General features: G+C 51.2%; 9 protein-coding genes and 1 pseudogene. 6 read left to right on the plus strand and 4 right to left on the minus strand.

Going from position 1 to position 12,846, the window contains the following annotated elements:
- Positions 1 to 16 precede the first annotated feature (16 nt).
- Entirely contained in the window at positions 17 to 442 is a 426-nt protein-coding gene (locus NW842_RS00470) for a DUF1499 domain-containing protein (protein ID WP_414417254.1), read from the minus strand.
- A gap of 192 nt (positions 443 to 634) precedes the next feature.
- On the opposite strand from NW842_RS00470, the gene NW842_RS00475 reads away from it, so the two are divergent.
- Positions 635 to 1,321, plus strand: coding sequence for a Uma2 family endonuclease (locus NW842_RS00475; RefSeq protein ID WP_414342578.1), 687 nt, complete (start codon positions 635 to 637; stop codon positions 1,319 to 1,321).
- A gap of 23 nt (positions 1,322 to 1,344) precedes the next feature.
- Entirely contained in the window at positions 1,345 to 2,070 is a 726-nt protein-coding gene (locus NW842_RS00480; protein ID WP_414417255.1) for a Uma2 family endonuclease, read from the plus strand.
- Between the two features lie 33 nt (positions 2,071 to 2,103).
- Here the strand turns inward: NW842_RS00480 and NW842_RS00485 are convergent, their stop codons facing one another.
- Both NW842_RS00485 and NW842_RS00490 read right to left on the minus strand, forming a co-directional pair.
- The gene (locus NW842_RS00485) at positions 2,104 to 4,797 is read right to left on the minus strand and encodes a class I SAM-dependent methyltransferase (RefSeq protein WP_414417256.1); all 2,694 of its coding nucleotides are present in this window, start codon (positions 4,795 to 4,797) and stop codon (positions 2,104 to 2,106) included.
- Positions 4,798 to 4,823: 26 nt separating this feature from the next.
- Complete coding sequence (locus NW842_RS00490) at positions 4,824 to 6,413, minus strand: glycosyltransferase (RefSeq protein WP_414417257.1); 1,590 nt, start codon at positions 6,411 to 6,413, stop codon at positions 4,824 to 4,826.
- 649 nt (positions 6,414 to 7,062) lie between these two features.
- On the opposite strand from NW842_RS00490, the gene NW842_RS00495 reads away from it, so the two are divergent.
- The 3 genes from NW842_RS00495 (at position 7,063) to NW842_RS00505 (ending at position 9,669) form a co-directional block, all read left to right on the plus strand.
- Entirely contained in the window at positions 7,063 to 7,206 is a 144-nt protein-coding gene (locus NW842_RS00495) for a hypothetical protein (RefSeq protein WP_011432125.1), read from the plus strand.
- A 561-nt stretch (positions 7,207 to 7,767) separates the two neighbouring features.
- Positions 7,768 to 8,685: a 2OG-Fe(II) oxygenase gene (locus NW842_RS00500; RefSeq protein WP_414417258.1), complete on the plus strand. Its 918-nt coding sequence runs from the start codon at positions 7,768 to 7,770 to the stop codon at positions 8,683 to 8,685.
- Between the two features lie 36 nt (positions 8,686 to 8,721).
- Positions 8,722 to 9,669, plus strand: coding sequence for a glycosyltransferase family 2 protein (locus NW842_RS00505; RefSeq protein WP_414417259.1), 948 nt, complete (start codon positions 8,722 to 8,724; stop codon positions 9,667 to 9,669).
- 659 nt (positions 9,670 to 10,328) lie between these two features.
- On the opposite strand, the gene NW842_RS00510 is transcribed toward NW842_RS00505, so the two are convergent.
- Positions 10,329 to 10,901: a type IV pilin protein gene (locus NW842_RS00510; protein WP_414417260.1), complete on the minus strand. Its 573-nt coding sequence runs from the start codon at positions 10,899 to 10,901 to the stop codon at positions 10,329 to 10,331.
- Between the two features lie 410 nt (positions 10,902 to 11,311).
- Between NW842_RS00510 and NW842_RS00515 the strand changes: the two are divergent.
- Positions 11,312 to 12,846 (plus strand): annotated as a pseudogene (locus tag NW842_RS00515) (FkbM family methyltransferase); the annotation flags it as partial.

The following is a 12,846-nucleotide window of genomic DNA, read 5'->3' on the forward strand; positions in this document are numbered from 1 at the left end:
CCTTGTCCTGTCGGCCCTAGCTCTGCTCCAGCAACGACCGCAAAGTGTTCAGGTACTCGTTGATGTTGCGCCGGTTGCCGCCGAAATCATATTCCCCAACACGGCCTTCGGAAGTAATGTGTAGACGAGTATGGCCAGGATCCCCTTCTATTGGCGACAGCGAAACCGTTAGATCGTCCACGAACTTAAAAAAGTTGGTGCGGGAGATCCCCTTCACTTCCATCGCCTCAGCATCCACAGAGACCAGTTCCCCCCGCTTCCAAACTTGAAAGGCTTGCTCAGCCGCTTTTAACACCTGGCCTGGGCTAGCTGCAATCACAACTTCCTGTTGGGCGCGATTGTAGGGGGATCCACCCAGGGTGGCCGCTTGTAAGGTGGGGATCCCGCTTGCCAAGCCGAAAAGCAGCACCGCTATCACCACCAAAAGTTTCCAGAAAGACATGCGGACAAAAGGAGAAGTTTACATCTCTTATTATGCCTTTCAGTTAGTAGAACGCTCCTGTTATCACCCTGTCAGCCTGAAGCAGAGCACCTGCCGGCGGTTCTATCGATGGGTTAGCCTACAGCTAATTCACTTGCCCCGAGTGCAAAAATGCTGGCCCAAGAAAAACTCCAAGAGAAAGCCGAGGAAAAGATTACTCCCCTCACCCGCCAGCAACTGGCGGAGCTCATGCCCTCGGCCCAGGGGCTGCTCAGCGATGAACCCGAAATGGAACACTCCCTGCATGCCCTGCAGCTTTTGATTCTGGTCAGCTGCCTCGCCCGCCTCTGGCAAGACCGCAACGACTACTTCCTCGCCTGGAACCTCACCGTCTACTACAGCCGAGAGCAACTCAAAAATAAAGACTTCCGCGGGCCAGATCTGTTTTTGGTCAAAGGGGTAGAAAACCGCCCCCGCCCTTCTTGGGTGGTGTGGGAAGAAGGTGGCAAATACCCGGACTTGATCATCGAGCTGCTTTCGGAATCGACTGCCAAAGTGGATCGGGGTGAGAAGCGGGAGCTTTACGAAAGGATTTTCAGGACACCGGAGTACTTTTACTATTCTCCGGAGACGCAGGAGTTTATGGGTTTGCGACTGAGGGGGGAGAAGTACGAGGAGATTGAGCCAACGGAGCAGGGCTGGCGCTGGAGCGAGATGCTGGAGCTGTATCTGGGGATCCATAACCAACAACTGCGCTACTTTTTCCCCAATGGGGAGCTGGTGCCTACTCCTGAAGAAGCTGAGAGAATCGAGCGCCAACGTGCTGAGCAAGAGCGACAGCGAGCAGAGCGCCTGGCCCAGAAGCTGCGGGAGTTGGGGGTGGATCCCGATACCTTGTAAGGGTAAAGAGAGGAGAACTGGCAATGACTAACCCGAACCCAATTACTGAGGTGCTGGATCCGGTTTATCTACCCGAGTTGCCCCCCACCCAAGACGAGCTCCCCTACGACGACAGCGAACCTATGGAAAGCTGGCGGCACAGGTGCCAGATGGACTTGCTCATCTCCACTACCCAAACCTGGTTGCAGCAGCGCCCTGATGGCTTTGTCGGTGGCAATATGTTTCTCTACTACAGCTTGGAGCAGACCAGCGGCCGCAATTTCAAAGGGCCGGATTATTTTGTGGTGTTGGGCGTGCCTAAAGGCGAGCGCAAAAGCTGGGTGATTTGGGAGCAGGGCAAAGGGCCGGACGTGGTGATTGAGCTTCTTTCTCCCAGCACTGCCCAGGAGGATAAAACAAGCAAAAAGCAACTTTATGAGCAGATTATCCGGGTGCCGGAGTACTTTTGGTTTGACCCGTTTGATCCAGAAGACTGGGCGGGGTTTCGGCTGAGGGGCGGCCGCTATGAGCCAATTCAAGAGGATGCCGAGGGTTGCTTGCCGAGCGAGGTTTTGGGATTGTGCCTAGTGAAGTGGGAGGGCAGGTTTCGGGACATCGAGGCCACCTGGATTCGCTGGGCCACTGCTGCTGGGGAACTGGTACCCACCGAGGCCGAACTGGAGCGGCAAAGGGCTGAGCAGGCCGAACAACGGGCAGGGCGCCTGGCCCGGAAGCTACGAGAGCTAGGGGTAGATCCAGACGCCCTGTAGACAGCCAAGTAACTCAAGACAACAGATGGATCCCTAGGAGGCCAACAGCAACACAGGTAGCTTTTGAATAGCAGGCCGTAATCCCTTGGGAAAGCGCTCCCGCTTCAAGAGATAGCGATAGTTGAGTTGGGGAATAAGTCTCTCCCATTGATAGGGGTTCAAGCCAGCTACCACTGAACAGAACGGCTCTCTACTGAGCTCTAACCCCTCTTCCATGAGCCTGAGAGCTATGTTGCCTGCAGCTATCTCCAGAGTTTGATTGGCCAGTTGCGGATCCGGATCCCCTAGGAAGATCAGAGCATAGTCTTCTGGCTGAGGACTGCGCAGAATTGGCTCCAGCAAGCCCTCCAGTTCTTGGATAAGCTGCTCTGTCTCCATTTCCCAGTAGGGGAAAAGGCCCACGTTGATCTTGCTCAGGCGGATCCCTTGTGGTTTGGAGGTTTCTGTTAGGCTATCTCTCATCACTACCAGGTTTTCTGAAGGACTCAGCCAAACCCCTGTGTAATCGACGCTATGCAACCTGAAAAAGGCTCCGATTTCCTGCTCGAAGTCATGAACAGCTTTCCAACATCCCTGCCAGTGTCCGTAATCATCGATTTGGATGAATCCTTGAGAATGAACCTGATCATAGAAATGATGAAAAATATCCATCGTTGATTGATACCAGTCAGCATCTGCATGCAGCAGAGCAACCTCGCCCACTTGATCTCGATAGATAGGCAAGGTGTCAGCAAACAGCCCTGGCACGGGGACAATTAGATCCCAGACCCCTAGTTCCCTGGCAATCACCTCTAAGTTCTCCGAAATGGGTGCTGCTAAGGCACCGGATCCAAAACCCGTATCGTTGGCACCAACTCCTCGATAATCTCGATCCACCTCTGTTGGATCAGGCATACCTGAGAAGGTATCGAAAGCATATAGCTTGCGAGGTCGACGGCTGTAGTTCTTAATCACCCAGGCCAGCAAAGCTGAGCTTCCACCTCTGCAAACACCACATTCTACAAAGTTCCCAGGAATGTCTTCTTCACAAACCTGCTTAGCCAGTGAATAAAGGCTCCAAAGACGCTCAAAGCCCAGCAAGGTAAAAGATTTAACTTTCTCTAGCACCCTAGACAACTCAAGGTTACAGACCGGATAGTCCTTGAGGTGCTCTGGCAATGTCCAATTCACAGCAGGGTCTGGAATATGCTCAACGGGCTTGACATTGCCTCGCCAGGCCACTCCCATAATTTGCATGGTCTGGTAAATCATCGTGTTCCAGCCCCTGTCTCTCAAGTAATTCAAACCTTCAGCCACATCCGGCGAGGCTAGATCATGAAACAGAATCAAGGCATCCTCAGCAGCATAGCGCTCTGCCACTTGAGCATCCTGCAAGGGGGCTGGTGAGTCATGATTCCCATCGATGAAAATCAGAGACCAGCGACGATCCTCTTGCTGGGCAATTTCCTCTACCTTTTCCGGACTGTAGCCAGGGTAGAGATTGACATTAGAGCGAACTCCAGCCGAGCGAAGAGATTGATCCGCACTTCCATAAATCTGGGGATCGGCCAGAGCAGGATCTACCACATCGAGAATAACTCCTCCTGCCGCCAGGTGCGCAGTTGACCAGCCCAACCAACAGCCGATCTCCAGAGCAGATTTTCCTCGAAACTTTAGCGCAGTATTGTACAGAATGTGTGCCTCGTCCCGACTAACAAAGCCGATGGTAGGTTGACGTAGATCCGTATGCCAAAGGTGAGGAACTTCTTTCCGTAGATAAGGCCAGGGGTGAGAGCTTGGCTCGGCCGCAATCATTGAAGGAAAGCTATGGTCAAGATGTATTCTAATCTGGTTAGGCGATACGTAGTCGTATCTCTTGACCGGAGTGGAGATGATGCCTGCATACCGCAAGCTAGCTTCAATCTTAAAACCTTCAGTTGTAAGCGCAATATGAGTTGGTCTCACCTTAACGTCGGCTGTAAGATGTATGATTCCTACTGGATTGTGAGGTGGAAAAGGATCCACCCAAATCTTCCTTTGCAAATCCCATTGGGGCATCTCATAATGGGCTAGCCAGTTGCAATTTAATGGCAAAAGTTCAACTCTATCCAGACCTATATCTCTATAAATAGCCACGTTTAGAGCAAACTGGTCTGTCCACAAATCAAGGCACCTAGAAATAGCTTGACCTAATCTTTTGCCCCATATTGACCAATGAATAGACTGTCTGGCACCAGAAAACACACCAGCATTTAGCAGAGGCTCTATATCTAAACGATCAAATTCCGTGTGGTAGAAGTAAAGGTGGTAGTGCCAAGATATCCAAGTTTGCATCCAGGGTCTATTCTTATGTTTAGCTACTAACTCTGGAACTATTGAGAAGCCCTTTCTTTTTGCTCCTAAGACAAGAAGATCAATCGCAGACCGGTCTTGCACCCAAGCATCTGCATCAATCCAAATGTAAACTTCATAGCCTGGGAAATATTCAGGCAAAAAAGGTCTAGAGACCAGCGCTTTGAGGTACCTAGGTTGTTTATCGACATCAGGAACGTTGTAATTCCAATCTGGCTCTACGATATAGTCAACGTACTGACCTATCCATTGCAACTGCTCTGGCGTACACCCTACATCAAAAAATCCAATATCTACAGAGTTGCCCTGTGGCTTTTCTCGAATAGAGAGAATAGTTCCCTGAACCAATTCAAAAAACTTGCTATCGGCACTTGTAACGATGATAGTTGAGTTCATGACTTCTATCTCTCCTCTCTAAGACCTTACTTCTTGTCGAAAAGATGAAATCTGTTTATGTAGCAAAGAGCTCCCTTTTGACCGGCTATGATCTCCCCCTGCCAGAGGAGATGAGAGGGATCCAGCATCTGGTCAATCCGCTTGCGGTCTTGCTCAGAAGTAAACTCCACGTAAATCACCTTGATGTCTTTGAGCTGCTCTTGCAAGCTGGTCAACACCTCCACCTCATCTCCACCTGTAGCCACCCTGAGCACATCGATGGGCTCCAAACCCAACTCCTTGAGGGCTGCCCTGGCTTCCCGGAAAGGGAGCAGCTGCTCCACTCCCCACTCGGCCTGAGGATCCTCCGGCCAGAGGCGACGGGTTCTGCAACTATCCTGCCCCGCCAGCCCCACTGGATGCACAAAGCAGTTGCCCAGGCCAAGAGCATTCTGCTGCAGCAGGTGCAAGGCCAAGGGATCCACCTCGAAACAGTGAATAGCCGCCTCAGGGTGAAGAGTTCTGAAACAAGCGCTGGCCACACCTACCCCGGCCCTCACATCCACGACAACCTTGACATCAGGAAGAATGGAAGCCGCAGGCTGATAGATGCGGCTCAGGCTGGCTACTGTCCCTTCATACTCAAGGCCTTCGTACCCCCGCAACCAAGCTGACGGAGCAGAGCTGCCCTTTTGGATTAAGTCAATGAGAAAAGTTTCTGTTATGTTCCCCGCATTGGCAAAGAGGAGCTGGGTATCTTCTCCCGGAATGAAAGCAAAGCTGGCCCTCAAAGGCTGCCCCAGCCGCTGCAAGTCCTGAGCTGTGCACACCACAGCATCAAAGCTAGGCCAGCTGCTCGGCTCCCCCCTCACCTCATGCACCCGCTCGGACACTCCAACCTGCTGCAGCAGGGCACACGGATCCCCAAACCCCTCTTCCACGTACAGCTCCAGCCGCGGCAAGTCCAGCAAGTCCGCGGCTATCACCCCAGGACAGCCTCGGCCAACAAATACCCTCAGTCGCTCCTGCACGCGATGCAGCTCTTGAATGGGCTCGTAGATTCCTAGTCGTGTGTCTATCCAGGCAGAGCTGGCCGTGCTGACAAAGTAGCGCACATCAGAGCGGGGCGAGTAACGAAAGGGCTCTGGCAGCTCTCCCCCAAACACCCAGTCCAGCAGGTTCTGAATGCGGTGGCGGGGATGCCAGTGTTGGTCGAAAGTGTGATAAGCGCGGCGGGCAATTTGAATGGCCTCCTGGGGATGGTCTAGGTAGTAGCGGATTTTCTCCAGGAGTTGGGCTTCGGAGTTGTAGGTGTCGCAGTAGGTGCCGGGCGCCAAAAGTTCGTCCAATCCTGAGGCGAAGGAGAGCTGGTCAGTAAGCAGAAAGCCCCCCGCGGAAATCACTTCCAAGTTCCTTAAGTTCAGATCCCCATTTTGGCTGCAGTTAAAGGAAATCAGAGAATGGGCAAACCATTTGGCTGCCTCTTGGCGGTTGGCTGTTTTGATGAGGATGGGCAAATCTGCATTCTTTATGGCTTGAACCAGCCGGCAACGCCTGGGATGGCGGGATCCCTGTTGGCCGATAAAGACCACTTGATTTTCTCTATCTTCCACCCAATCGTGGGTAACAGTGCGCATGGAGATAAGAGGCAACTAGGCAAGATTCTCAGCGCCTGCTGCGGCAAACCAGTGCAAATGCTGGAAGTTATAGGCAGTAGCGACGTAATCAAAGCCTTCAGTAGCCCAGTAGGCCAAGAGATGGTTGATGGGAAACTCCCAGTGGTGGGTGTCTCCAGCTAGCAAGAGTGTGGGGCATTTAAACTTCCTTGTATTTAGGGGATTACTCTGGTCAAAGCTGGAAGTCCAAACAATAACTAGGTCAAACTCCTTATTTGTAATTTGCTCAGACTGCTGCACAAAGTCATAGAGGTCATAGTCTCCCTCTGGGCACTCCACCAATTCCTTAGAGAGATTGACAAAGTTTAGTCCAAAGCCCTTGGCTCTCCTCTTGGGGCAAAGACTGACCTGCCGATCTGAAAGCTGCGGGGGCGGGATATTCTGGCGGAGTTGGCCAATTGAGGAGAATTCGCGGAGCATTGGCCTTGATGTCTTGCATTTCTCGACTCCCCAAGTTGAGCGGCAGGTTCTTCTAGCTCCTACAGGCTACTAGGATTGGACACAACAACAAGGGATCTCTGTTGCCCTGGAAAACGATAAGCCGAGCATAGGTTATAAGCAACCCCATGGATCCCTGTCTGCAAGAGCCGAATCCAGTTTACCTGCCTGGATGGCCCCTACCCAAGACGAGCTCTCCTACGACAATGGCATACCCATGGAAAGCTGGCGGCACACGTGCCAGATGGACTTGCTCATCTCCACCACCCATGCCGAGCGAGGTTTTGAGGCTGTACCCAGCGAAGTGGGAGGGTAGGAGGCCACCTGGATTCTGTGGGCCACTGCCGCTGGGGAACTGATGCCTGCCAAGGCTGAACTGGAGCAGCAAAGGGCTGAGCGCCTGGCCTAAAAGTTGTGAGAACTGGGGGTGGATCCGGGTACATTAAGCTAGAGCAGACGTCAGGGATCCCTCCCCATGGATTGCCAAGACCTTGCTCAGGATCTTCTCCTAGAACTGGAGCAAGCTCAGAGTCTCACCCAGCTCTTAGATTGGGCTTTAGCCTGCCTTCCTAGCCAGCAAATCTTCTGCCAGATTGGCTGGGAAGAGTCCGCAGCTGTTTTGCAGGCAATGCTTCGCTATCCTGAAAAGTTAGCAGTGATTCTACGGAATCCCCTACAGAGCTCATCCGAAAAGTCAATCAGCACAGAAGATATCCAAACCCAAATTTCTCAGTTGGGATTAGAAGAACGGGTTCTACTCCTAGAAGGCCCCATTCCTGCCCTTTTGGCAGATCTCGGTCAATGTTTCCCAGAGACCCAGATTGGCGTTTGTTTCTGGACTGAACTCACGGACTACCGTACCTGTCTGCTTCAGTCTTTGCTACTGCGGGATTACTTGGCCGACTCAGCCCTATACTTGGTCAACCATTGCCGCTACGGAGCCATAGCCCAAGCCAACCTAGATTTGATGGGGATAGATCCCAGTTTTCATCTGCAGAAGGTTTTGCCCAATCTAGGCCAAGGGATCCATCTCCTCACTTGGGATCCCCAGCACAAAGGGTTAACCGAGCAGGATCTCGCTCACATCCAAGCAATTGGCCCTGGATCACTGCTGGCAGCTAACCCGGTATTCCTGACTTTTACCCAGCCGGATCCTTCAGAACCCACCCGGTTTTACCCCTGTAAATACATCAAGCTGGACAACTTCCTGCCTCAAGAGATCAACCAAGCCATTCTCCAGCATGCAATTACCCACCAGGACAAGTTTGTTCCTTCCAGAAGCTATAGTAAAAACAACACCGAGGCCGAGTCACTAAAATTTCGTCGCTCCCTGCGGCTGGACTTTGCCCACTTTCAGGAGTATGGAGCCCTGCTGCGGGAAAAAATTGCGGCTGTTGCTCCCCAGATTTTCGCTGAGCTAGGCATCGAGAACTTCGACATTCAAATCTTTGAGATGGAGATGATTGCCAGCTATGATAGTTGTTATTTCGTCCCCCACATCGATAATTCCTACCTGCAAACAGCCTTCCGTCAGGTGAGCTGCGTGTACTACTTCCACAAAGAGCCAAAGCCTTACCGAGGAGGTGAGCTGCGCATCTACGACACCCAAAGACGAAAGCCCCATCCGCCAATTCTCTATGGAGCCTACGATGAGGTGATCCCGACCAACAATAGCATCGTCTTCTTCCTCAGCAGTTGTTTGCACGAGATCCTGCCGGTATTTAGTCATAGTCAAGCCTTTGCCGATAGTCGCTTTACCGTCAATACTTGGCTAGGATCCAAGCAATTTACCTAAAAGGCTTGCAGCTCCACTATGGCCAGAGTCTGTATTGTGACCACCGTTCGGGATCCAGGCGTGTGCTTGGAGTCGTTCATTCGCTATCACCTTGCCCTTGGAATTGCCCATATTTATATCTTCTTTGACGATCCAGAGGATCCCGCTATTCAGGTGGCACTTCAGTTTTCCAATGTAACGGCTATTCCCAACGATGAAGCTTTGCAAGTCCAACAAGCACTGGGAAATGTTCTCTACCCAAAGTATGGCCCTCATGCTGGCTATGAGGTCATGGCTCGCCAGATTCTTAATGTAGAAACCGCCATACAACTCGCTCTTGAGCAAGGTATGGATTGGATTATTCATATTGATGGGGATGAGCTCTTCTATCTCGGCGAGGCGCTTACTTTAGACTGGTTTGACCAACTAGATAACGATATACTGCAAGTTCACTTCTTAAACTACGAGGCAGCTCCTGAAGCGTTTGAGATCGAAGACTACTTCCGCGAGGTCACTTTATTTAAGAAAAACCCTGCTATTTTGGATCCCGGATTCTATGCTGAGTTTCAGAGCATCTCCGGTAAGAGCCAATACTTTTTGGCTTATCAAAATGGAAAGTCAGCAGCTCGGATCCATCTCACTCTTTTGCCCAATAGCGTACACAGCTTTGATATTCCAGAAGATCATACCTTAGTAACATCATCCCCTTCTATTTTGCACTACTTAAACTGCGGATTTCAGAACTACTACAAAAAATACGCCCAACTGGGAAACTTTCCTGACTATTGGTGGCGCTCAAAATCTAATCCCATTCGAGTTCCCTTTCATCTGCTCTCAAGAGATGCCTACTGCTTAGGAAATACAAACGAGCTGGTAGACATTTATCAAAAGTTTATACTTTATGACGATTTCACAATCAACCAAAACCTCACAGAGAAGGGGATCCTCACTCGCATTCACTATCCTTCACAGTTGCTAGCGACTGTATCCACTCTGTCCAGTTGACCTATGGCTTAATCTACTCGTCCTGAGTGCAAAAATGCTGGCCCAAGAGAAAGTCCAAGAAAAGATCTCTTCCCTCACCAGCGAGCAACTAGCAGAGATCATGCTCTCTGCACAGGGGCTGCTCAGCAATGAACTCGAAGCGAGTAGCAATCCTTGCCCAAAGACTGCGAAACTGGGGGTGGATCCGGGTACATTAGAACGAGTAGTTTTGGGCACTAGGAATGAACTTCTCAACCTTGACTAGGTGAGAAGTCAAGCGGTCAGTAATGATACTTTCTACGATGGTCACACTTCCAAAAGAAATCCCTCTGCCTATGCCGGCTTTATGCGTCTCCAGGCTTCTTGATAGCTGTAGTATTTGAGAGCGTTTCTGTTGATCAGTTTAAGGTTTGGTTGATCGACCTCCATCCCTGAACTTCCCAAAGCAGTTTAAAGTTTCCCCTTAATCCGCCCACATCCTGGGTCGAGGTTGTCTGGAGAGGCAATAACTCAAGCCCGCCAACCGCTAGATCATCTTGCGTCAAAACTACAGAGCTGGGAATCTCTCCCGACATCATAGAACACTAAAAAAGCTCCCCGGTATGGGGAGCCAAATAGATGACCAAGTCATATAAAGTTAGCCAAGCAGGCCGCAGAAGCGATCTGCAACAAGGTATTGACTAGTCAGCGTCAAACACGTTGCAGGAGCGACCCACAAAGTATTGACTGTTCTGCTGAACTTCGGTGGCTTTATCCCCAAGACCAATCTCACACTTAATAGGTTTGTTGCCAAGGTTGACGTAGGCAGGCCCTTTACCAGTGTCAGCCTCCGTTGTGATCCTCACACCCTTCTGGCTTCCAGGTGCGTCCTTAAACACAGGCTCTTTGTAGATAGGGGTAATTGCAACCCACGGGTCATTCAGGAACTTGTCACCCTTTACCCCGCAGTAGTCAGGTTTAGCCCTGGCAGTGCTATTGCATTGGTTGGGGTCGATGTTTTTCCAGTCAGGGTAGACACTCGTGTCAAGGCGGTAAGCCTCGGAAGCACGGGAGACAGCCGTCAAGGCTGTTTGACCCTCAGCAGCGCGTGAACGACGGACTTGGTTCAAGAACTGCGGAATAGCGATCGCAGACAGCACGCCCACGATCACAATCACCACCAACAGCTCGATCAGAGTAAAGCCCTTGGCTTTAGAGAGGATTTGCTGAGCCAGTTTGGCCCGCAACAGAGACTGACGAGATTTTGCGCTCATGGGTACTTGATCCTTTGACAAACTGGAGAGTTAACTGTGCAGCTCACCTGCCAGTGCTAACTTACCCCGCTTGAGGGCGATTCATAACAGTCTGCCCCTGAGCACAATTGCGGATCTTTACGGGGTGGGCCTGAAAAGAGTCAGTAGTTTAGCCAAGTCGGTCTCAGCGTGGCAGATTAAGACCAGTGCTCTCCCTTCGACCCATGAACCCTGCGCTGCAAGCCCGGATCCTAAAAGCCAAGCAACTGTTTCAGCAGTCTCCCGATGCCTTTGCAGAATGGCTGGCCGCCCTGTACTCAGAGCAAGATGCAGATGCTTGGCGAGAGTTTTTGTGGGGCTTCTTTGACCTTTCCCCACCCCTGCAGTTGGATGGAGGGGCTTCCCCGTCTGACCCAGTAGCGATCACCCTTTTGGCGCTGGAGCAAGTTTTGATTTCCAACCGTCTAAGCCTCGCCTACCAATCCTACACGCCCCTGGTAAAGGCAAGGATCCTGCCCCGCGAGAAGGTCTTGGAGCTATTACTATCCCTCGCAGGCCGTCTGGAAAATAGCCGCATGCAGGATCCACAGCAGGGACTCCAGGTCTGCCTAAAGCTACGGGAGATGGCCTTCGAGCTGGAACCAAGTCGGCGGGATAATACTCAGATTTTGCTGTTCCAGGCTTTGCAAGCTCAAGACGAGCTGGCCGTAGGCTTTTACGGGCAGGCTTTGCTAGAGAGCCTGGCCAGTCTGGAAGACGACGAGACCTTGGACATCACCCAAGAGCCACTCCTGACCCAGTTGCTCACCCGACTCTGGGATGACGGCTACTTGGATTTGTTTTTTGAGCTGGCCACAGCCTTACAAGCTCATCTGCCGGGGAGTCAAAAATCAGGATTTGCTGCTTTGCTAGCCCAACTGGCTCATGCGGCAGATCCCGAGCAGGCGGGGCGCTATGAAGGTTTGTGGACGATAGAGAACCTGGTCGACGACTTCTTCCAAAAAGTAGCTTTTGCTCTTTTCGAGCACTCTACCAGCGATGGCTATTCCACCTTGGGGGAAGCTCTTCTCACAGCAGCCGAGAGCCCCCAGGTGCAAGAGAACTTTACCCTACGCCTAGCTCTTCTAGCAGAATCTTTAGGAAAGCTGATCTACGCCGCCCGATCCGAACGTGTAAACTTTGCTATCCAGAAGATCATGGATCTTCTTTCATCGACATTGATTGACTTGAATTCTCTAGAAGTAAGTGACGAAAATCTTCCTGAGAGCTTGACTGCGGCTAAGGTTGTTCTCTTCCGGGTTTGCGTTTGTTGGGGCTACCTAACTGATGATCGATCCCTAATTCGTTATTACCAGCAGCTTGCCGGTAGGATCTTTAGTGATTGTCTAAGCCTAATGGCTTCCCAGCGAGATTTTCTCTGGTCAGAGTATTGGCAGAAGAACCAGAAAGCCTATCAAAGAGCTAACCCAAGCAGTCGCAAACTGCGAGTCGGCTTTCTTGGCAAATGCTTCCAACGACACTCAGTAGGCTTTCTCAGCGAAGCCATTTTGCGAAACTTATCTCGTGAACTGTTAGATGTTGCTTACTACTGCTACCAAGGCCGAGAGAATGAAGAAGTGGCTAGCTATGACAACATGTATCAAAAGTTTCGCTCACATCAAAACCTTTACTTCCGCTTCTTTACTGAAGAAGTTAAACCTCCCCAGGTGGCTGCAAAAGCTCGTGAGGATCGCATCGATATTATGGTTTTCATGGACTCCATTACCAGTCAGGATGCCAACGTTATAGCGGCTTTGCGAACTGCCCCTATACAGATTGGTTGGCTGGGAGGAGATGCTGTTGGTCTGCCGGAGTTTGATTACTTCTTTGCCGATTCCTATATCCTTTCCGAAGACGCCCAAGCCGATTACCATGAAAAAATTATCCGCCTGCCTAGCTACTGTGCTGTTGAGTATCTGGACATTAC

Origin of the sequence: Synechococcus sp. R55.4 (assembly GCF_047461935.1) — a bacterium.
In the GTDB taxonomy this organism is placed as follows: Bacteria; Cyanobacteriota; Cyanobacteriia; order Thermostichales; family Thermostichaceae; genus Thermostichus.